Raw genomic sequence first — 21,944 nt, 5'->3', positions numbered from 1 at the left:
TTTATGGATGATCCGCACGGAATAGATGATTAATTTTATACTGGTACATCGCTAAAAATACACTTCTGCCTAAATTGAAAACAATAAAAGCTAGCCATAGCCCATGATTAGACCATAAAGGAATACAAATCACGAGAACGATAAAATAGGATACTAATGACCAAATATGCGAATCTCTTATCGGTTTAATTAACGTTGCGCCTGAAAAAATGCCGCCCAACATTAACGCCCAAAAGCCGCAAATTGGGAAAAGAGTCAGCCATATATAATAATCCAATGTTAGTTGATATACTTCCTGAATATTAGTGAATTTAGCTAGCATCCATGGACCTAATACATAAAATGTAGCAGACATTAATAGCGCAAAAACAAAGGACCACCAAAATGAAAGGTGAAGAGTTTTTTTATAGAGCATTTCATTTTTTGCGCCAACTGCATTGCCCATAAATATACTGGAGGCATTGGCAAGACCATCAAAAAAATAGGCAAAGACAAAATGGAGCTGAAATAAAATCGTATTTGCCGCTAATACTTCAACACTCATGGATGACCCTATAGCTGTAAAGATTGTATGTGCTGTAAGCAGACAAATCGTACGAATAAAAAAGTCTCTATTCATTGCCCACATCACTTTTAGCATCTTTATATCAAATAGTTCTTTTCGCACTTTATGCCAGTCAGCTAGGAATTGTTGCGACCTTACTAGAAAAATTCCTAAAATAGGAGCGGAAATTTCAGCAATTACAGTCGCAAGGGCAACGCCTTTTACCTCCCAGCCTAACACCATCACAAAAACGATACATAAAATAATATTTAAGACATTCATATATAATTGAAGGAATAGCGTTATTTTTACTTTGCTTGCGCCAATTAGCCAGCCAACAATTACATACATTGCTAATGCAAAAGGTGCACCCCAAATACGAATAGAAAAGTATTGCTTGGCAAACATCCAGACGCTTTGCTCTGGCTTCATAATAAAGTAGGCAGCAGACAAAATAATTTGCTGTGCAAGTACAAAGACAACCCCAATTACAATTGCGACAAGAAGTGGCCTAAAAAACGCCAGCTTGGATTCATATGCATTATTACGTCCAAATGCTTGCGCAACAAGCCCTGTCGTACTTACACGCAAAAAACCAAATAACCAATAGAGTGTATTAAAAATCATCACGCTGATGGCAATTCCACCAATGAACGAAGCATTCGATAAATGTCCTATAACCATCGTATCGACCATTCCTAACAAAGGCGTCGTAATTGTTGATAAAATTAATGGAATCGCAACCAGTATATATTTCTTCGATGTAATCATCCTATAACTTCCTTATTCGCGTTAAATTGCTCGATATGTAATACTGCATTTAATAAGCCCTGTGCATAGGGGTGGCTTACATTGGTTAATTGGTCTAATGATTGAACCTGCTCTACGATGCGTCCATCTTTTAAAAAGCAGACACGATCACAAATATATGTAAGGGTCATAAGGTCATGTGTAATGAAAATATATGATAATTGCTCCTCTTCCTTTAATTTAATGAGTAAATCTAAAATTTTTAATTGGATGGATACGTCTAAGGAGGATATCGCTTCATCTAATACAACAAGCTTCGGTTTAGTAGCAATGGCTCTTGCAATACAGACTCTTTGTAGCTGACCACCGCTTAATTCGTGTGGATAACGCTCCAAGAAGCTATCATCTAATTCCACCTTATAAAGCAGCTCTGTAATTCTAGAACTTTTTTCTTTCTCTGCTACATTTTTTAATAAAAATAAAGGCTCTGCGATAATTTCCTTTACAGTAAAGTTCGGATTTACTGAGGATGTATAATCCTGAAAAACAATACTAATTTCTCTCTTTAAAGCTTTTCTTTGGGCGCTTGATACCTCCCAAAAATTATGACCATCCATTAATATGTTTCCTTCATTGGGCTTCTCTATCCCTAAAATCATTCTGCTTAGCGTGCTTTTCCCACTGCCGCTTTCGCCGATAATTCCTAAGCATTCACCTTGATTTAAATAGAGAGAAACACCATTGATAATATGATGGTATTTTTTTCGAAAAATCGTTTTTTCCTTGATTACATACTTTTTCTGAACGTTTTCCACCTTAACTAACAATCAAATTCCTCCTAACACAGATTCATATTTTTTTAGCATAGCTAGCTTTGTATTAAGCAAATATCGTGTATAGTCATCCTTTGGGTTTGCAAATATTTGTTCGACGGAGCCATGCTCTACTTGTTGCCCATGATTCATCACAAGTACATCCTGTGCTAAATTCGCAACAACAGCTAAATCATGGGATATAATAATCATTGAGCTATCCAATTCTTGCTGTAACTGTTGCAGTTCGTACATAACTTCTTTTTGTGTCACTGCATCTAAAGCTGTTGTTGGCTCATCAGCAATAATTAACGATGGATTTAAGACCAATGCATTGGCAATCATAATACGCTGTAGCATACCACCACTTAATTCATGTGGATATTTTTTTAGAATGACCTCAGGCTGCTTTAAGAGCATTTTAGAAAGCGCCGCACATGCCATCTCAAGTGCTTCCCCTTTGCTCACCTGTAAATGCGCTCGTATCATTTCCTGCATTTGATTGCCGATTGTAAAAATTGGATTAAAGGCGGTCATCGGATTTTGCAAAATCATTGAAATATCATTGCCACGGAGTGCTCTTATTTCAGATGGGCTAGCCTCTAATAAGTTTTTATTGTCCCACCATATTTGCCCATCAGTTGTAAAGTTTTGAGGAAGCAGTCCCATAATCGCCTTACACGTTATACTTTTGCCACTTCCGCTTTCTCCAACAATCCCTAAGCATTGGTGCTGATGCAAATCAAAATGTACATTTTGCACTAAGTATTGCTCTTTTAGCTTGATCGTTAATGCGTCTACTTGTAATAGTGGGTTCATCATCAAGCCTCCTTTTTATCTAGCACATCACGCATGCTATCGCCTAAATAATTAAATGCAGCTACCACTAATAATAGTGCTATGCCCGGTACAATCATTTGCTCTGGATGTGTCATCATCACTGTTCTTGCCTCACTAAGCATTGCTCCCCATTCGGCTGTTGGTGCCTGTACACCTAAACCTAAAAATGATAGTGCCGAAATACTAATAATAACCCAGCCAGTATCTAATGATGCTAGCACAAGAATTTGAGAGAGCGACACAGGTAAAACATGCTTTCTTAAAATAAATAGCTTCGGCATACCAATTGTTTGTGAATATAAAATATAATTTTGATTACTAGATTTATAGACAATTCCTCGAATCATTCTTGTATACCATGCCCATTTTACCAATACACTAGCTAAAATAATATTAAACATTCCTGGGCCTAATAAACCGACAATTGCCAATATCATAACTTCACTAGGGAATGATAATAAAACATCACAAACCCTCATAAGGAAATTATCAATATGACCTTTCAAATAACCTGCCAGTAAGCCAAACGTAATCCCAATCGTCATTGTCACAATCATTGTTAGCATTGCTAAAAATACTGTTGTTCGAATACCATACAATAATCTTGAAAAAACACAGCGACCTAGCTGATCTGTCCCTAACCAGTATGTCTTTGATATGCCTTTATACTTCATCGCGATATTTGCTAAATTAGGATCATTTGGCGCAATCAACGGCGCAAAAATGCCTAATAGAAAAATAGCGATAAGAAGTAAAACGCTAATAAATGCTATTTTATCTTTTTGTAGCTTCCTCCATCCTGCCACCATACTAATTCAATTCCTTTCTCAATCTAGGATCAAGCGCATAATTGACAATATCCACAAGTAAATTAAAGACCACAAAGATAATAGCCATCATTAAAATATAAGCCTGAATAATCGGATAATCTCTATTAAAAATAGCTGATACACAAAGCATCCCTATGCCAGGCCATGAAAAAATCGTTTCTACTACAAACGCCCCTGCAATTAGCTTTGCCACACTCATGCCAAAAGAAGTAATCGTAGACTGTAATGAATTTAATAAAACATGCTTAAATACAATGCTTTTTTCTACTAATCCTTTTGCCCTAGCATATAAAACATATGTTTCCTTCATATTATCTAGCATGCTATTGCGAATTAAACGAACATATGTAGAAATATATGTAAGCGACAGTGTAATCGTTGGTAAAATTAAATGCTGGATTGTCCCTCTTCCGCCTGTTGGAAATAAATCTAATTGAACCGCTAAAAACGCAATTAGCAGTAGCCCAACCCAATAGTTTGGCATAGCTGTCACAATAAATATAAACACTCGTACAATTTTATCGAACCAGCTATCTTTCCAAACAGCACAAATAACGCCTAACGGTACACTTACCACAACAATGGCAAGCAATGTGGCAGCGGCTAATTGTAAGGTGGCTGGCAATGCCTGTGTTATTTCCTCTAATACGGGATGCTTACTAACAAAGGAAGTACCAAAATCGAGATGTAGACTTGCTGTTAACCAATCAATATAACGGGTAATTAACGGTTTATCCAAGCCCAATTCTATACGAGTTAACTCTACTGCTTCTTCTGTCGCTACCGCACCATTAACCCTTAAAGCAACCTCTGCTGGATCAGAAGGCACTAATTCTACTAACACAAATGCTAAAAATGTTACAAGCAGTATAGTAGGGATTGCCAGCATAAGTCTTTTCAAAATATATTCTTTCACATCGTCACCCTCCTAGTGAAGTTTGTCTTTCCCAAGATAAAAGTGGCTGGCGCTTGTCTATTACATGTTCATAAACAAGCTTCAGCCACAAATTAATTATTCATCTTATTCAAAGCTCATTTTTTCAAATGGTATTTCAAATTGTGAAGGATTGAACGTCACATTTTTTAAGCCATCCACAAAAACAGCTCGATTTCGTTCATATGTTAATGGAATATAAACAGCTTCGTCATGTAATGTTGTTAAAATTTTTGTAAATAACTCTTGTCTTGCTTGCTCATCCGTAGAAATTAAAACATCTGCAATATTTTGATCTAATTCCGCTTTGTTTGGTAAGCCTTGCTGTGCATAGTAATCGCCATATACAGGAAGCTTCATAGCAGAAATAAATGATTGAGGGTCATAAGGCGTGCCCCAAGAAATATCAAAAATAATATCAAAATCACCAGCTTTTTGACGATCTCTATAGGACTGCTCCTCCTCTCCTGCTATTTTCAATGCAACACCTAATTTTCCAAACTCACTTTGCAAATATTCACTAATTGTTTTTTCAGAAGCTGTGTCGCTATTGTAGTACAGATTCAATGTTAGCTCTTTGCCATCTTTTTTACGCACGTTAGCAGCCTTATCCATCTTCCAGCCTGCCTCATCTAATAATTTCTCTGTTGTTTCCACATCATATTTATAAGGTTTTAGTCCAATATTTGCATAAGGAACTGTCTCTGCTAGCAGTGTGTCTGCTGGCGCTTCACTGCCATTAAAAATACCTTCAGAAATAGCCACTTTATCTACCGCATGCTGTAAAGCCTTTCTTACATTAACATCATTTAAAATTTCATTCGTTGTATTTAAAAGAATGATGCGAGACGATATAGGGTCTGACAGCAATGAATCAAATTTGCCTCCTGCTACTAATGATTCAAAGGATTCTGCATCAATTAAATTTTTACCGTAAATTAAATCAATTTCACCTTTTTGTAGCGCTAATACTCTAGCCTGATTATCTGGTATAACCTTAGCAATCACAGTTTTAATAGCAGGTGCCTCACCCCAGTAGTCCTCAAAATATGTAAATGTGGCACTTTCATCTTTTTTATGGTCTGTTAAAGCATAAGGACCTGTTCCTATGTATTCTTTGACACCATCTTTTGTCTTTCCATCAATCATTGCATTCGGTGAAATAAAACGGAATGGTCTTGTTACAGCTAGCTCCGTTAACATTGGAAAATATGGCTCAGTCATCTTAACTTTCAAGGTATATTCATCCACTGCCTCAACGCTTTCCATTAATCGGACTAATTCCAGCCAGCCATGTCTTTCAATATTATCTAAAATAGCATCGAAGTTTGCTTTTGCAGCATTTGCATTAAATTTTTCACCATCATGAAACTTCACATCATCTCGTAAGAAAAATGTATACTCCTTGCCATCCTCACTAATCTCCCAATCCTTGGCTAGCCAAGGCTCTATTCCCTTATCTGTCACTTTCACTAATGACTCATAGAGCATTCCTTGTGCAAATAGCTCACCAGCATATAAATGTGGATTCAAATCTCGAATATCTCGAAAATTAGCAAAAACTAATTGATCCTTGGAACTTTTATTAGTATTACCTTTGCTCGAGTCTTGCTTATCCTTATCCCCTGTACATCCTACTAGTAGCAATGCCATAATAAGTATAAGGGTAAACGAATATAGCTTTTTCATACAAACTCCCCCTAACCGATAATGATTATCATTCTATGATATTATAAATGGTATATCAATAATAATTTTTTGAGTGCTCCCATTTTACAAAAAATATTATTCAAATATAAATAAATAACTATATCATTAAACAATGATTCATCCATCTACTTCATCCATCTACTACATCCATCTAACAACCTATTTCACACATAATTAACTAATTATTTCTTCTAAAACAAGTACTTTTTGATAGACTAAATCTAAATATACCTTCTCTATATGTAATCTAAATAAAGCTATTATAGATAATTTCATTTGGTTACTAAAATTTCCACCTTGTAAGCTTATAAACGATAATGAAAATTATTATTAATTATTTAAGATAATAAAAATTATTCTCTAAAAGAGTAGTAAAATCCTAATGACTCCTACATGTTTTATTGACCAAAGAAAAAACCGCACTGACCTAATAAACTGAGACAAATAAAAACACCTTATATTGAAAAACGGGTATTAAACCCTTAAATCAACGTGGAGGTGTTTTTTCTATGGGAACAAGAGTTAGTTATCCAGTAGAGATTAAGAGAAAAGCAATTGAAATGAGATTAGCAGGAGTGTCTGTCAAACAAGTATTAGAAGAATTAAATATTCGAAATCATTCACAACTGAAAACATGGATGAAGTAGTATCGAAAGGGTGAACAGCATCATTTTGAACAGCCGGTTGGAAAACAATATACTTATGGCAAGGGACCAGAATATGAAAATGAAACGGCTAAATTAAAAGCAGAAAATCGATATTTGATGAACTAAAAGAATACATGACAATCATTGAAATCTGTGAACATTTGGGTGTAGGTAGATCATGTTATTACCGTTGGAAAAAGAATAATAACGTTGAAACACAGAAAGAAATACGAGATAAGAAAATTGGTGAACTTTGTATCCTCCATAAATTTCGATAGGGCTACCGGAAAATCATGAGTATTTATGGAGAAGCGATTAGTAAAAATACAGTGCAAAAAATAATGCAAAAATATGGTTGGCAGTGTCGAGTAAAAATGAAAAAACGTAAGCGTACTGGTCAACCAGCTTATATTGCACCAAATTTATTAAATCGTGACTTTACTGCAGAGGCACTACTCGAAAAACTAGTTACAGATATTACCTACTTGCCTTTTGGACAAACAATGATGTATCTTTCAAGTATTCTAGATATCTTTAATGGCAAGATAGTCGCACAAACAATTGGATTTCCTCAGGATACTGAGTTTGTCTTAGATACTTTAAATCAATTGCCTACATTACCAGAAGGTGTATGTTGCATAGTGATCAAGGCTCTGTATATACGTCATATGCCTATCAAAAAGCAGTAAAAGAAAAAGATATTATCATGAGTATGTCCTGTAAAGGTACGCCCGCTGATACTTCCCCAATTGAAACGTTCTACTCCTCGCTAAAGTCGGAAACGTTCTATCTCGACAAAATCTATCACACAACGAATGCGCATGTGATTCAAATCGTCGAAAACTATATAAACTATTATAACAATATCTGTATTCAAACGAAACTAAACAGCCAGTCGCCGGTAAAATACCGGCAACTAGCTGCAAGGTAAGGTGTTTTCATAATGTTTCAAAAATGATGGTCAGTACCCTACTGAATGGTGTTTTGATAATGGTTCATACTTAATTAACTTCTCCCTTTATTTTACCCAGCCTAATATCATTTCTCGTAACAATTTTGAAGCCGTATTCGCTGTCATTTCGGATGAGTCATAGATTGGTGCTACTTCTACTAGGTCAAAGCCTACAACGTTGACGCCGCTTGCTGCAATGGCATGAATTGAAGCTAGTAATTCTTTCGATGTAATACCACCACAATCTACTGTACCCGTGCCTGGTGCATGAGCTGGGTCTAGTACATCAATATCAATTGTTACATACACATTGCGTCCAGCTAATGATGGTAGTACCTCTTTTAATGGCTCTAGCACTTCGAATTTTGAAATATGCATGCCGTTTTCCTTCGCCCATTCAAATTCTTCCCTCATACCTGAGCGAATACCGAATGAATAGACATTTTTTGGTCCAATATGCTCAGCAATTTTACGAATTGGCGTTGAATGCGAAAGTGGCTCACCCTCATATTCCACACGTAAATCTGTATGTGCATCAAAATGAATAATGGCTAAATCATCATATTTAGCGGAAACAGCCTTCATAACAGGCCACGACACTAAATGCTCTCCGCCCATACCAACAGGAATTTTGCCATCTGCTAATAATTTTTCAATAAATTTTTCAATTTCATCCAATGAACGTTGTGCATTGCCAAATGGTAGCGGAATATCACCTGCATCAAAATACTTTACTTCCTCCAGCTCACGATCTAGATACGGACTGTATTCCTCAAGGCCAATTGATACCTCACGAATACGCTGTGGACCGAAACGTGACCCCGGACGATAGCTTACTGTCCAATCCATTGGCATGCCATAAATAACTGCCTGTGCATCCTCATAGGTAGGATGACTTTTTATAAAAACATTCCCTGAATATGCTTCATCAAATCTCATTGCTGTGCCTCCATTATATTTAACATCATGTTCGTTAGCTCTTCTATTATAGCTTACAGGATTGTAATGAAACCTGTATCCTTCTATCCTCGTATACATTATTGGAACATCTGGCAAAATTCGATTAAAATCAACAAAGTGTGATGTTGATGTCGAATGCTAGTATTTCAAGTAGTACAAAAAAAGTATAGATGTTTTTGTATAAAGTGCAATAGTTTTTAGCCAAAATTTCGATTAAAGATAAATATTCAGACACATACTAACGCTAAGTTCGAAGCTGTAAGAAAACGAGGTGAAGTCGGATGAAACGAAAAAGCTATCATCGCAAACAAAAGCGTGTAAAGCGCACACGTAAAACCCTTACTTTTTTTGTTGCCTTTACATCTGCCATTGTTGTAGCCATTATCGCACTACGCATCTATGTTCAAGTGGCTGGTGCACCGCCTTTAACCGTACCGAAAGCCTCCATTTTTTTAGATGAAAATGAGAACCAAATCGGAGATCACTTTACAAACCAGCGACGTTATTGGGTGAGTCTTGATGAGATGTCCCCCTATTTAAAAGAAGCAGTCGTTGCTGTAGAGGATAAAGATTTTTATAAGCATAATGGCTTTGATTATTCACGTATTGCTGGTGCTATTTTAGTGGATATTAAGGCTGGAAGCAAAGTACAAGGAGCAAGTACAATCACCCAGCAATATGCACGAAACCTATATCTTTCCCATGAAAAATCATGGACACGTAAATTAAATGAGGCGCTCTATGCTTATAGATTAGAAGTTTTTTATGATAAGGATGAAATATTAGAGGGCTATTTAAATACTGTCTATTATGGTCATGGCATGTACGGTGTAGAGGCAGCTAGTCGCTTCTTCTTTGGAAAGTCAGCGAGTGATTTAACACTTGCCGAGGCAGCAATGCTTACAGGAATACCAAAAGGGCCAAGCATTTATTCACCGATCGCTAATTTGGAGAAGGCGACAAACCGCCAGCATGTTATTTTAAAGCTAATGGCTGACCAAGGTGCCATTACACAGGAAGAGCAAGCACGTGCAAAAAATGAACAGCTTGTCTTGAAAAATGATAGCTGGGTGGCAACAAAGTCAGTTGCTCCTTACTTCCTTGATGTGGCTTGGCAAGAGGCTAGTGAAATTTTAAAATCCAAAAACCTTGATATTAGTGAGGGTGGTTGGACAATCCAAACAACACTAAATGTAGCACATCAAAAAGCAGCGGAAGAAGCAATTGCTAAAAATATGCCTGCAAATGATTTACAAACAGCATTTGTTAGTATGGAAGCTAAAACAGGCGCTGTTACTGCTTTAGTTGGAGGCCGTGATTATGCTGTCAGCTCCTTTAACCGCGTTACACAAGCAAAACGACAGCCGGGCTCTACCATTAAGCCAATTTTATATGCAGCAGCTTTAGAAAATGGCTATACTCCGCTGACGTTTTTAGATGTTGGTGAAACAACCTTTACGTATGATAATGGTCGAGGAACGTATGCGCCTAAAAACGTTAATGGACAGTTTGCAGATCATGATATGTCTATGGCACAGGCAATTGCGATTTCTGATAATATTTATGCAGTGAAAACATTAGAGGATATTGGCTTTAAGGAATTTCATAATATGGCTAATCGCTTTAGTGTAGGCATTGGTGCAAAGGATAATTTATCCATTGCATTAGGAACAGTCGAAACAACATTATATGAAATGACAAATGCTTATAATATTTTGGCGTCACAGGGGCAGCAAACAATTCCAACAACCATTGTATCCATTCAAAACGCCCAAGGTGATACAATTTATGAAAATAAAGAGGTGACGCAAAAGCCAGAAACAGCTATTTCTAAAGAAAATGCCTTTATTTTAACAGAAATGATGACAGGTATTTTCGATCCTGTTTTCAGTGATTACTCACCTGCTACAGGCATTAGTATTCGCTCGCGTATGACACACACATACGCAGCTAAATCTGGCTCTACGAATAGTGATCAATGGCTAATCGGTTATACACCACGGCTAACTGCCGGGGTATGGAATGGCTATGATCAAGGCAAAAACCTAACAGCCAAAGAGGACTCGGCTGCAACAAAGCAAATATGGATTGACTTTATGGAAACTGTGAACAAAGGCATTAAAAATGAAGACTTTAAAAAGCCTAAAGGTGTAAAAGGTGTTGTCATTGATATTGAAACGGGTAAACTTGCAACAGATGCCTGCCCTAAACAGCGTCTTATCTATGTAGAGGAAAAGGATGTACCAACTGAAAAATGTACAAACTTTGATATTCTTGATAGCAATACATGGGGTGAGTTTTGGAATATGCTGCCGTTTTCACTTTTTAAAGACGATGAAAAAAATAAGCAATAATAGGGAAACCTTTTTTATCGTCACACGTTCTATATGATGAAAACTCTCGACAAAGTAACAATAGACAAAAAATAAGAAAAGCTTTCTCTTCCCCGGAAACTTGTCCGTGGGAACAGAAAGCCTTTCTTTTTTATGGTACGCGAAGTATGAGCATCATGGGGCATTTGGCTTGGGTTTGGGTTGTTCAAATGCCGCATAGCGCTCATCACATTCGCAATACCAAGTGTCCTAGCTTACTAAAATGTAAGCTCTGCCTCAAGTGTACTTTGTTTCAAACCCACTTTCAACCTAATATCGAAAGCGATCGCAAAATGTCACAGATTGTTCAATCATTAGGTCACTATTCGACAAATAAGTCTTGACGTAATTGCTCTACACTGCGCTCCCATAGCTCAGGATTAAGCTCCTTTAAGAAATTAGCTAACACTTTTTTAGACGATGCATCCATATGTTCTACGATAATATGACGTTTCATGGATTTATCCATTTTATTGACATGGTCAGCTAAAATTTTATAGCCACGGCGTTTCTCACGATTCACAACCATTTCACAAGCTGTTACACCCGCATAGTATGGTCCATCCGCTTTATGGTCGATTGTGACCCATACGAGCCAATAGGGTTTACCACCCTCTGAATCAGCACGATCCGTTGTAAATTTAATGCCGCGTTCAACATCACTCCGTGCATGCATTGCTCCAATTTCAACAGAGGCTGTTCCTTCCTCTACATCAATAATTACTGGTGATACATTCTCTAATGAAAGAGAGCCAATACCAAACCCCTTATGTCCATCTGTTGGATCATTTTTAATAATGGTAAAGCCCATTTTTTGTTTTGGTTTTTCTTCATTTGTCATACTTAAATATCCTCCATTCTGCTATTATAAAGGAAAGCATCTTGCCGCTAACAAGCTATAGCGCAAATGCCTAGTTGCAAGTAAGAAGTTTATACTTTCTTATAAACTAACTATACAACATTATTCTATAAAGGAGGCAATATTATGCCATATGTAACTGTGAAAATGCTTGAAGGTCGCACAGAGGAGCAAAAACGTGCACTTGTAAAAGAAGTAACAGAAGCCGTTTCCCGTACAGCCAATGCACCTGAAGAAAATATCGTCGTTTTTATCGAGGAAATGTCTAAAAACCATTACGGCGTTGCAGGTGTTCGCTTTAGCGATAAATAATAGCAGCATGGGTAGAGCCAATAGCACTCTACCCATTTTTATAGGACAATTTGTTATTTCAATGTCAGGATGTGATAGATAGATTGAAGCACTTTAAACGAATCTTACTTATTTTAATACTGATTATTGGTGTATTACTTATTTTTATTAATCCCATCCAAAACGCAATTATTGACCATTTAAGTGGTCGATTAAATACAACCGATTATAGCGCAGCAGCTATTGAAAAAAACAATCAAGCACATGCGGATTTTGAGTTTGACGATGTACAATCACTCTCCATTGCAGAAGTGCTCCAAGCGCAGGTAAAGGCTAGCAAAATGCCTGTGATAGGCAGTATTATCGTACCAAGTGTGGAGATGCAGCTTCCTATTTTAAAGGGTGTTGGCAACGCTGTACTTGCCGCTGGAGCTGGTACAATGAAGCCTGACCAGCAGCTTGGGCAAGGAAACTATGCGCTAGCAGGTCATTATTTTGAGAATAGGGATATTTTATTTAGCCCTCTCTATGAAGCACAGGTTGGCGATATCATTTATGTAACGGATATGACAGATATTTATGAGTATAAATTAGCTACAAAAAAAGTGATTGCCGCAACAGATATTTATATTATTGATGATATTCCCGATCAAACAATACTAACATTGATTACTTGTGCAGAGAAAGGAACGAAGCGACTAGCTATACAAGCTGACTTTGTGCAAAGCTATCCTATAGAAAATGCACAGGATATCCTTCAGTCTAAATAAAAAGCGCCATCCAAATTGGAGGCGCTTTTTATAATTTATGCTTTTGTTTGACGGCGACGCATTAACAATACCGCACCAATAACAAGAAGTAAGCCAACAACTACAAGAGCTGTTTGATTAGCCTCATCTGTTTGTGGTAATTTACCTTTCGATCTTAACAGTGATTCTAAACGTTCTGCATCCGCTTTGATTTTATTAATATCAATAGCTTGAGCTACTTTAGCCTGATCTTCTTTTGATAGCTTATTATAATTATTAAGGAAATCTTGGTAAGCCTTTAATGCTTGGTTTGTTGCATTTGATGGATCAAAGGCTGGTAATTGTTGTCCTTGACTAATAACATCCTGTACCGTTACATCCCCATTACCAGAAGCTGATGGATTGTTTGGTCTTGGTGTTGGATTCGCTGGATTACTTGGATCTGGATTGTTTGGGTTCACCGATTCATTTGGATTTGGATTGTTCGGATCCACTGGCTCATTTGGTTCTGGATTGTTTGGATCCGGGTTATTTGGGTCTACCGGCTCATTTGGTTCTGGATTATTTGGATCTGGGTTATTCGGACCCGGCTCATTTGGTTTTGGATTATTTGGATCTGGGTTATTCGGACCCGGTTCATTTGGTTCTGGACTATTTGGATCTGGGTTATTCGGACCCGGTTCATTTGGTTTTGGATTATTTGGATCTGGGTTATTCGGACCCGGGGTACCCGGTTCTGGATCTGGTGTTGGATTATCTGGATTTGGCGGTGTAACTGGTCGTGGTGGCTGAATTATAGCCTCACATGTATTACCCACTGTAATTGTCCCGATAATTGTTTGACCATTCTCTTTTACAACATACTTGCCTGGTTTGATAATTGAATTGCTAATAACAATTTGTCCTTGGCTATTTGTTGTAAATTCTGTTGAACCATTCTCCTCTACATCTACCCCATCTTCACCTGTTATTGTAACTTTCACACCTGCACGTGGCTGACCATATGCATTGTTAATTGTTAATGTGAATTCTGGACATGCCGGCGCAATTTGTAACTTTGTTTGACAAGTTTGTTTATAAGATACTTCAATCTCACCTAAATAAACTTTATTATCATATACATCATACATACCTGCTGGCACATCTTCCGAAACAAATGTGATACGTCCATCCGCATCTATTGTTGTTGGAATAGTGTTGCCTAATTTATCCTTAATCACTACGCTTTGACTAGCTGGCACTAATACATCGTTATCATCTTTTAACTCTACAGTAAACTGTGGACATGCTGGCTTTTGTTGAACCTCACCTCGACAATTAATATTGCTTGAGAATTCACCAATTTCCACGCCATTTTCATCTTCAACTGTGTAAGTGCCCGGTTCTAAATCTTGTAGCTCTACTTTACCATCTACTGTTCTTTCAGTAGCGATTACTTGACCATTTTCGTCTTTAATTGTTACTTCGGTATTATCAGCTACTAACTCCCCATCAACATCTCTGATAGTTAGTTCAAAAATTTCGCATTTTGGCGCTTGTATTACTTCATCTTGGCAATTACCATTTTGGTACGTAATATTTACATCACCTAAATATTGTGTGCCTTCATATAATTTATACGTACCTGCTGGTGTTGTAGACGGTACAGTAAATTGACCATTTTGATTTGTTGCTCTTGTAACAACCTCTTCATTGTTTGTATTTTTTAGAGTAACTGTTACATTTTGACGTGGCTGACCATCCTCATCCTTCACCGTAATTGTAAATACATCACATGCATTTGCTGGTTGAACTTCATCCTGACACTCACCTTGATTATATTTAACAGCAATAGTGCCTAGTATATTGCTATTTTCATCCATCACTGTATATGTGCCTGCTGGAACCTCTGTACCTAAGCCGCTTACACCTGGACGTTTAATTGTTGTAATTTGCCCTGAGCCGTCTGTGCTACCAACATCAAACTCAATCTCATTACTATTTACTAATGTGATTTGCTCACCAGTGATTAAATTGCCATCAATATCTCTCACTGTTAATGTGAATCTATCACATGCATTTGTTGTATCAACTTGCTCATAGTTGATAAGCTCAATAACCTTTGAAGCATTAGGAGCTAAGTCTGTATCAGTTGTTACATCTAATCTAATTGGATAGTTATCCATTAAATCATAACCTACTGGTGCAGCTTTTTCTCTTACAGTATAGTTTGCATAGTTAACATCTTCAAACGTAATATTGCCGTCTGCATTAGATGTTGCCGTAGCCACAATATAGTCTGTTCCTCTTACTACTTTAACTAATTCAAATTCTACATCTGCTAAAGATCTTTTAATACCTGTTAGTGGATGTAAGCCCACTTTATTAAATTTCAAAGTTCCTTTTGTTAATGAAAAATCCGCATCCGAAGCACTGAAGCTAAAGTTATTACTATACTTTGCTTCTTTTTCTTGGTTGTTAGCAGTTGCAAAGCCAAAGTTAATTTTTGCATCGTTGCTAAAAGGATCTCCCTGTTTACCAAGCACAAGTGTTTGATATTGAATCTGATAACCTTCTTTATTTAATTCGCCAAAATCAATTTCAAAGCCACCTGTTGCTGGGAATGTCACAGCCAAGCCATAATCGGCTGGATTTGACCATGCACCACCTGGCACAGACGTACCATTGTCTGCATGGACATTGTATTTTTTTACTCGAATTGTATCTTTTAATAACATTTGATTTTCTGATGGTGTATCACTTACTGTCGTAGCACCTAATGTCGATAATGAACGATTGACATTTAATGTCCATGTTAAACGTTCAGTAGTAGAGTTAGCACTTGGTGCACCCTTTGTAATTAATTGATTTGTATAAGTTGGTGTAACAGGTGTTGCTGGTAAATTATAAACTCTTGGTGCACCTACATTTGTTGTAAATGTTGCTGTATTTGTATATGCCTTACTTTTATCATCCTTCGTAGTGGATTCAATTCCAATAATATTATCAGAATCCTTTGTTTGATATTTCACAATATATACTTTATTGTTTGCAGTTCCTAAATCATTTGCAAACGTAAGCGTAAATCTTTTATTGTCTGGGGCAATAGCCAAATCGTATAAACCAGAAGCTAAGTCTGCACCTTCAGTACCCAGCTCATCATTATCTGGATTTGTTAGTGTAAATTCCTTTATTACAAAGCTACCTGGCACAATTTCATGCCCTTCACCAATTACATCGTGTAGAACTGCATTGTTAATATTTTGTTTATTAATATTCACCTTGATATTCCAATTGAATACTTGCTCAATATAATCATATGTCCCTTGCTTACGTCCATTATTAACAGAGTTACTAGCTGGTTGATAGTGGGCTGATTTTGTTACAGAATATGGTTTATCAGTCGTCCAATTGGCTACGGCTGTATTACCATAACCTTGCGCATGAACTGAACCATCTGGCAAAATTTCATAAGCTGTTTTATAGGTAATAGTAGCTGTTTGACCTTTTGCCACTGTACCGCCCGTTAACGTAAAGCCATTGGTATTAATTGTAATATTCTGCCCTGTCATATTCGATACAGTAATATCAGCATTATTTGCTACACTATCATTATTGGCATCCACTAATGTGTGTAGCGCATTATATGTGCCTTCTACAAATGTGTCTTCAATTGTTAAACCTGTGATAGCTGTTCCATCAGCGGACTCATTATCGGCTTTTACAGTAATCGTCCATGTGATTTCTTTTTTATCTGTATCCACTGTACGTGATTTTGTTAAAATATCCTCTGTCAATATATGTGTCGCAGTTTCTGGTTGTGATGCCGTACCACTCATAACTGTGTTTGTCATTGTTAGCGATGAACTATTAACATAGAAATCATCTACTAGTTTAGCATCATAAGTAACGCGATAGGCTTTTGTAATATTATCATTAAATGCTAATTTAAAACCATTTATAATAGGGTTTACTTTATATTCTGATGCATCAATTTCTGAACCTGCACCTGTTGCTGTACCAGTATCATTTACTGGTACTTCATATACCTTAATCGTAGCTATATCAATAACATGACCTGTTGGCAATGTATCTTCTATCCAAGCTTCAGCTTGTGAAATAGCTGCTTGATTATAGTTATAAAGAATCTCCCATGAAGAGATATAATTATTATTTGTCTTTGAAGTATCTAAATTTTTATCTAATGCCTTACCATACGTTGTTGTTGCTGTAGCAGTGTCTGATCCGCTATGTGTAGGATCAGTTAATGTCAAATTATTTCCAAACGTTTTTTGACCTTCTTGATCAGCAATTGGTAAGTTAACCTTTGTTCGATACGTAATTTTATAGGCATTTTTACCATTAAATTCGATATCTTCAAAGTTTACATTGTCTTGTGTACCTGTAGCTGGTGTTATGACACCATTTAAGCCTACTTCATAAGTTTCAACAGTCACAGAGTTTGCTACAATCTCATGACCTGTATCCGGTGTATCTTGTAATGTTGCGCCTGTAAGGTTCTTACCTGCTCTATTCACCCATGCTTCCCAAGTAATAAAACGCTCACCATTATCAATGGAAACACCTGTTGACTCTTTCGATACCATCGACTCATTACTTGTTGTTGGTAAGAATGTTAGCGTCACATAATCCGTTCCACCACTAGTATTTGGAATCGCTAAATTTTGTTCTACATTATTACCAGAAAGATTGAATCCTGATGTAAAGTTCATTATAAATGCAACACCAAGAGCACCTACAACTTCCTCAGGTGGATCTGCTGTTATTGTAACTGTTACTAAATTTCCTGAAGTACTCCACTCAAATGCTGGAGAAGTAGCTGTTTCAGGTAGATTACCATTAAATTCACCATCAAAATCAATTAATGAAGGTGACAATGTATAAGTGAAAAAATCCCCTGCCTTTACATCGTCTGGTAGATCGACTTCAAATACAAATTTTCCTTGAGCTTGTTGGTTTTGTGATAGCTCTGTATCAAATGCTGGCGGTCTGACAGGTTCACCATTAATCGTTAATTCAAATTCACTTAACGTTGCATTAGCTGTTAAATCTGTAGGTGTAACATTTAATGGTGTAATCATTGGAGCATCTGGGTCTTCTAAGCTTGTTACATCTTCCGTTGGAACTTCTCCATCCTCTTCCCCATTTGCATCTATTTCAGGTGCTTCTGACAATGCTTCTTCGCTGTTATCCTCTTCAGATGTAGTTGGTGGTGGTGTGACAGATGACTCATTATTATTATCATCAGTACCATTTTCTTCTGGCAAAGCTGATCCATTATCATCATCCGTGCTACCTTCTTCGGGTGAAGCCGGTGGTATACTATCGGTAGGATTATTTTCTTCTGGTACTGTTACAGATGGCTCATCTGTATTATCAGCGTTTGTATTAGCGTCATCTCCCTCAGTTGATGCTACTGGTGGCAGTACGGGATCACCCTCTGCTGCAAGCACTGAAATCGGGGATAAAACTGTTTGAAATACAAGTAGCAATGTAATAATTGCTAAATTAAATTTCTTCATATTTCTCTCCTTTACTAAGTTTAGAGATCCCTGTTATTGTGTGAAGGACAATTATGCCCCTCTCCACTTCAAAATGTATATCACAAACATCTAGGTGAATCTCTTTGCTTTTGTTAAATTGTCGTTATTGCTAAGACAAGTCAACTAGCATTTCACAAAAGGTGATAAGGACTAAAGACACACGACTTTTCTCATAAAACAAAACACTCTCATGACTTTTATCTCGTATCAAATGATGGTCCTCACCTCCTTTTAGATTTTGTACCTCATTATAACTAGTGGTACTGAACAACTTCTAAACATCCCAGTATTCACCAGTTCATTGCTCCCTTTACATATAAAAAAGCAGTAAACAATCGCTCCTGTTGAGCGTGTTTACTGCTTTACGGTTTTATCTGTTATTTTCCTAGTATTGCTAAAATTTGCTGTTTCACATTTGCATGTGTTGAATCGTCCTCTAAAAAATCCAATGGGAAATATACTTTATGGTCACGTTTCATACGACCTGAAATGGAATCAACAATAATCGATTCCCGTGATAGCTCACGTAATTCGCCATTTTTCATTTCTAAAAAGATCGGCACACGCACTTCTTCCTCACCAGGTCTATAAAAATCATAGGGTAGGTCTGCTGTTGTATCATGCACAAGGTAATAGTCTGGATTTAATTCCGCCTGCCTAAAAAGCTCCTGTAGCTTTTGATATTTTTCTAGCTCAACACCAGGGTCTAAATCAATGTACTGAAATAGCTTACGATTCACAAAGCGACGACTTAAATCGCTAAGAATGCTATCCTCCTCTTGCATCCATAGTTGAAAATATGTAAATAAAATACTTTCATCTAATGCAAGATAATCATTCAATGTAATCTTATTGCGGAAAAATGCTTGAAAGTGTGTTGGTTCATGCTTAAATGTATAGCCTGCCAAGCTTAACTGCTTCACACGCTTTAAAATATTATTTAAAATAACCTCTGCACTTCGTGATACGGGATGAAAGTAAATTTGCAAATACATTTGATAACGGCTCATAATATAATCCTCTACGGCATGCATGCCTGTTGCCTTAATAACAACTTGGTTTTTACGAGGGCGCATTACTCTTAAAATTCGTTCCATATCAAAGTGACCGTAGCTAACACCTGTAAAATAAGCGTCACGTTGCAAGTAATCCATACGATCTGCATCAATCTGACTTGAAATTAAACTAACAACCTGTTTATTTGGATATGTTTTTGCAATTACTTGCGATACCTTTTCAGGGAAATCAACCGCCACTTTTTTTAATACAGCATTTACTTCAGTATCTCCCAATAAAATTCGCCTTGTATAATATTCATGGTCAAGCTCAAAGACATTTTCAAAAGCATGCGAAAATGGCCCATGTCCTAAATCATGTAGTAAGGCTGCACATAGCACAAGGAGCCGCTCATCTTCATCCCAATCAGGACGACCTACAAAAATATCATCGACAATGCGGCGGACAATTTCATACACACCAAGAGAATGACTAAAGCGACTATGCTCTGCTCCATGAAACACTAAAAAGGTTGTGCCAAGCTGACGAATTCTGCGTAAACGTTGAAATTCTCTTGTCCCTACCAAATCCCATATCATTTGATCCCGTACATGCACATATCGATGAACAGGGTCTTTAAATACCTTTTCTTCTTGCAATTTAGCTTTTGCATAATGTGTCATTTGTACAGCACCCCCGTTTTATTATAGTTCTATTATATGCGATAAATATAGGACTAGCATACTTATTAAGCTTTTTCTATAGATACTAATAACCTATTCTGCCAAAAGTAAGAAACTCCTCTATGTTACTAGCATAAATATAACACCTATTTTTCCTTCTAGAAAAAATATAAGACTATCCCCCGCAAATAGAGATAGTCTTATGCTTGCCTTACTTTTTTAATTTTGCTAAAACCTTTTCCATTAGTTCATCTTCTGTTAATGCAGCAACAGGTCGGCTATTTACAAAGGTAAATGTTTTTTTACGTCCTGGGCCACAATAAGAATGACAGCCAATTTCGATGGTTGCATCAGGATCGATTTCCTTTAATTTTGGAATTAACGTTTTGAGGTTAACGGCCTGACATTCATCGCAAACTTTAAATTCGTTTGCCATTTTGTCAACAACCCTTTCTATATAGTATTTGGTGAAACAAAAATCGCTCTATTGAACGTATGACCTTCACATATTTAAGTATGTAGCATACGCACAAACCTACATCGGGTATTGTATCGTATTTTTCCCCTCCTATTCAAGCATAATTCCTTCTACATAGATGAATAAAAGGTTAAAAGATTGGTCATGCTAATCTTACAAAACAAGTACCAAATAAAGGTGGGAGGATTTTAAGATGAGTAAAGTAAGACAAGATGCTTGGTTAAAAGAAAACGATGAATTATTAGCAGAAGCGGTAATTCGTCATGTCACAGAGGGTAGCACACAGTTAAATGCCTTTGAAGAAGCTGGTGATGCATTAAATCGTACCGCTGCAGCATGTGGTTTTCGTTGGAATGCCGTTGTTCGTAAAGAATATGAGGAACAGTTAGCACAGGCTAAAAAAGAAAGAAAAGAGAGAATGCGAGTATTGGGCACACCAACAAGGCGTCGCGCTTCAAATATGTTTACAGTCAATAGCAGTGCTGCAGAGGGTAAATCCATTCCTCTTTCTGCGCTTTCACTTGATATTGTAATAGCTTATTTATTACGTTTACAGCATTCTGGTGAAGTAGGCAATGAATCTTCAAAATGGCGACAGCTTGTCCATGTAACGTCCGAGAAAAATAAAAAACTAGAGAAAACCATTGCCAAACTAGAAGAAGAAAACCGAGCAATCCGCAAAGATTATGAGCAATTTGTACAAATTATGAACCGTGCTAGACGACTTGTAACATTAGATGAAGAGGAAGAACGAGTTGCACCTGTCTTTAAGATGGAGAAAAACGGTAACCTTGTCACTAGCAATGCAGTTTATCAACAAGAAAACGGCGATGCGCTAAATTAGCAGCATCGCTCTTTTTATTGCGAAAGCGTAGTGCAACGTAGCGACAGCAATACTCGCTCTTTTTATTGCGAAAGCGTAGTGCAACGTAGCGACAGCAATACTCGCTCTTTTTATTGCGAAAGCGTAGTGCAACGTAGCGACAGCAATACA

16 protein-coding genes and 1 pseudogene are annotated in these 21,944 nt (G+C 37.0%); 5 read left to right on the top strand and 12 right to left on the bottom strand.

The features are described 5' to 3' along the window. Position 1 precedes the first annotated feature (1 nt). The 6 genes from ACIQVU_RS12310 to nikA all read right to left on the bottom strand — a co-directional run bounded on the left by ACIQVU_RS12310 (position 2) and on the right by nikA (position 6,399). Positions 2-1,315 (bottom strand): MATE family efflux transporter, encoded by a 1,314-nt coding sequence (locus ACIQVU_RS12310; protein WP_340804236.1) that lies wholly within the window; start codon positions 1,313-1,315, stop codon positions 2-4. Continuing rightward, positions 1,312-2,121, bottom strand: a complete 810-nt coding sequence (locus ACIQVU_RS12305; protein ID WP_340804235.1) for an ABC transporter ATP-binding protein — start codon at positions 2,119-2,121, stop codon at positions 1,312-1,314. The genes ACIQVU_RS12310 and ACIQVU_RS12305 overlap by 4 nt, the downstream gene beginning before the upstream one ends. Then, positions 2,122-2,928, bottom strand: a complete 807-nt coding sequence (locus ACIQVU_RS12300; protein WP_340804234.1) for an ABC transporter ATP-binding protein — start codon at positions 2,926-2,928, stop codon at positions 2,122-2,124. It abuts the gene before it with no gap. Beyond that, positions 2,928-3,755 (bottom strand): nickel/cobalt ABC transporter permease, encoded by an 828-nt coding sequence (opp1C, locus tag ACIQVU_RS12295; protein ID WP_340804233.1) that lies wholly within the window; start codon positions 3,753-3,755, stop codon positions 2,928-2,930. Before opp1C ends, ACIQVU_RS12300 begins: the two co-directional genes overlap by 1 nt. Position 3,756: 1 nt before the next feature. Continuing rightward, positions 3,757-4,692, bottom strand: coding sequence for a nickel/cobalt ABC transporter permease (gene opp1B / locus ACIQVU_RS12290; RefSeq protein ID WP_340804232.1), 936 nt, complete (start codon positions 4,690-4,692; stop codon positions 3,757-3,759). 105 nt (positions 4,693-4,797) lie between these two features. Then, positions 4,798-6,399, bottom strand: coding sequence for a nickel ABC transporter substrate-binding protein (gene nikA / locus ACIQVU_RS12285; protein WP_340804231.1), 1,602 nt, complete (start codon positions 6,397-6,399; stop codon positions 4,798-4,800). Between the two features lie 530 nt (positions 6,400-6,929). Here nikA and ACIQVU_RS12280 point away from each other — a divergent pair. Further along, positions 6,930-7,998: pseudogene (locus tag ACIQVU_RS12280) on the top strand (IS3 family transposase). Between the two features lie 87 nt (positions 7,999-8,085). On the opposite strand, the gene speB reads toward ACIQVU_RS12280, so the two are convergent. Continuing rightward, positions 8,086-8,958 carry an agmatinase gene (speB, locus tag ACIQVU_RS12275; RefSeq protein ID WP_340804230.1) on the bottom strand — a complete coding sequence of 291 codons (873 nt, stop codon included), beginning with the start codon at positions 8,956-8,958 and terminating at the stop codon, positions 8,086-8,088. Positions 8,959-9,260: 302 nt separating this feature from the next. On the opposite strand from speB, the gene ACIQVU_RS12270 reads away from it, so the two are divergent. Further along, the gene (locus tag ACIQVU_RS12270) at positions 9,261-11,333 is read left to right on the top strand and encodes a transglycosylase domain-containing protein (protein WP_340804229.1); all 2,073 of its coding nucleotides are present in this window, start codon (positions 9,261-9,263) and stop codon (positions 11,331-11,333) included. A 340-nt stretch (positions 11,334-11,673) separates the two neighbouring features. On the opposite strand, the gene ACIQVU_RS12265 is transcribed toward ACIQVU_RS12270, so the two are convergent. Continuing rightward, the gene (locus tag ACIQVU_RS12265; RefSeq protein ID WP_340804228.1) at positions 11,674-12,192 is read right to left on the bottom strand and encodes a YwhD family protein; all 519 of its coding nucleotides are present in this window, start codon (positions 12,190-12,192) and stop codon (positions 11,674-11,676) included. A 144-nt stretch (positions 12,193-12,336) separates the two neighbouring features. Here ACIQVU_RS12265 and ACIQVU_RS12260 point away from each other — a divergent pair, with 144 nt between their 5' ends. Together ACIQVU_RS12260 and ACIQVU_RS12255 are read left to right on the top strand one after the other, a co-directional pair. Beyond that, on the top strand, positions 12,337-12,522 hold the full coding sequence (locus tag ACIQVU_RS12260; RefSeq protein ID WP_340804227.1) for a 2-hydroxymuconate tautomerase: 186 nt from the start codon (positions 12,337-12,339) through the stop codon (positions 12,520-12,522). An 83-nt stretch (positions 12,523-12,605) separates the two neighbouring features. Next, the gene (locus ACIQVU_RS12255) at positions 12,606-13,271 is read left to right on the top strand and encodes a class A sortase (protein ID WP_402895743.1); all 666 of its coding nucleotides are present in this window, start codon (positions 12,606-12,608) and stop codon (positions 13,269-13,271) included. Between the two features lie 35 nt (positions 13,272-13,306). On the opposite strand, the gene ACIQVU_RS12250 is transcribed toward ACIQVU_RS12255, so the two are convergent. The 3 genes from ACIQVU_RS12250 to ACIQVU_RS12240 all read right to left on the bottom strand — a co-directional run bounded on the left by ACIQVU_RS12250 (position 13,307) and on the right by ACIQVU_RS12240 (position 20,908). Next, positions 13,307-18,772, bottom strand: coding sequence for a collagen binding domain-containing protein (locus ACIQVU_RS12250; RefSeq protein ID WP_402895740.1), 5,466 nt, complete (start codon positions 18,770-18,772; stop codon positions 13,307-13,309). 398 nt (positions 18,773-19,170) lie between these two features. Beyond that, positions 19,171-20,472, bottom strand: a complete 1,302-nt coding sequence (locus ACIQVU_RS12245) for an HD domain-containing protein (protein WP_340804224.1) — start codon at positions 20,470-20,472, stop codon at positions 19,171-19,173. Positions 20,473-20,683: 211 nt separating this feature from the next. Continuing rightward, the gene (locus tag ACIQVU_RS12240; protein ID WP_004227652.1) at positions 20,684-20,908 is read right to left on the bottom strand and encodes a YuzB family protein; all 225 of its coding nucleotides are present in this window, start codon (positions 20,906-20,908) and stop codon (positions 20,684-20,686) included. A gap of 235 nt (positions 20,909-21,143) precedes the next feature. On the opposite strand from ACIQVU_RS12240, the gene ACIQVU_RS12235 reads away from it, so the two are divergent. Next, complete coding sequence (locus tag ACIQVU_RS12235; RefSeq protein ID WP_340804223.1) at positions 21,144-21,794, top strand: RsfA family transcriptional regulator; 651 nt, start codon at positions 21,144-21,146, stop codon at positions 21,792-21,794. Here ACIQVU_RS12235 and ACIQVU_RS12230 read toward each other — a convergent pair. Then, positions 21,748-21,944, bottom strand: a 197-nt coding sequence (locus ACIQVU_RS12230; RefSeq protein WP_402895736.1) for a hypothetical protein, incomplete at its 5' end; no start/stop codon positions are given. The two genes, ACIQVU_RS12235 and ACIQVU_RS12230, sit on opposite strands and share 47 nt — an antisense overlap.

It is taken from the genome of Lysinibacillus sp. NPDC098008 (assembly GCF_044760715.1).
GTDB lineage: Bacteria > Bacillota > Bacilli > Bacillales_A > Planococcaceae > Lysinibacillus.
This window is presented reverse-complemented; position numbering and strand designations above follow the sequence as displayed.

Coding starts and splice junctions, on each gene's coding strand:
- ACIQVU_RS12235 (WP_340804223.1), top strand. CDS start 21,144: ATGAGTAAAGTAAGACAAGATGCTTGGTTAAAAGAAAACGATGAATTA.
- nikA (WP_340804231.1), bottom strand. CDS start 6,399: ATGAAAAAGCTATATTCGTTTACCCTTATACTTATTATGGCATTGCTA.
- ACIQVU_RS12245 (WP_340804224.1), bottom strand. CDS start 20,472: ATGACACATTATGCAAAAGCTAAATTGCAAGAAGAAAAGGTATTTAAA.
- ACIQVU_RS12300 (WP_340804234.1), bottom strand. CDS start 2,928: ATGATGAACCCACTATTACAAGTAGACGCATTAACGATCAAGCTAAAA.
- ACIQVU_RS12310 (WP_340804236.1), bottom strand. CDS start 1,315: ATGATTACATCGAAGAAATATATACTGGTTGCGATTCCATTAATTTTA.
- ACIQVU_RS12250 (WP_402895740.1), bottom strand. CDS start 18,772: ATGAAGAAATTTAATTTAGCAATTATTACATTGCTACTTGTATTTCAA.
- ACIQVU_RS12260 (WP_340804227.1), top strand. CDS start 12,337: ATGCCATATGTAACTGTGAAAATGCTTGAAGGTCGCACAGAGGAGCAA.
- speB (WP_340804230.1), bottom strand. CDS start 8,958: ATGAGATTTGATGAAGCATATTCAGGGAATGTTTTTATAAAAAGTCAT.
- opp1C (WP_340804233.1), bottom strand. CDS start 3,755: ATGGTGGCAGGATGGAGGAAGCTACAAAAAGATAAAATAGCATTTATT.
- ACIQVU_RS12265 (WP_340804228.1), bottom strand. CDS start 12,192: ATGACAAATGAAGAAAAACCAAAACAAAAAATGGGCTTTACCATTATT.
- ACIQVU_RS12240 (WP_004227652.1), bottom strand. CDS start 20,908: ATGGCAAACGAATTTAAAGTTTGCGATGAATGTCAGGCCGTTAACCTC.
- ACIQVU_RS12270 (WP_340804229.1), top strand. CDS start 9,261: ATGAAACGAAAAAGCTATCATCGCAAACAAAAGCGTGTAAAGCGCACA.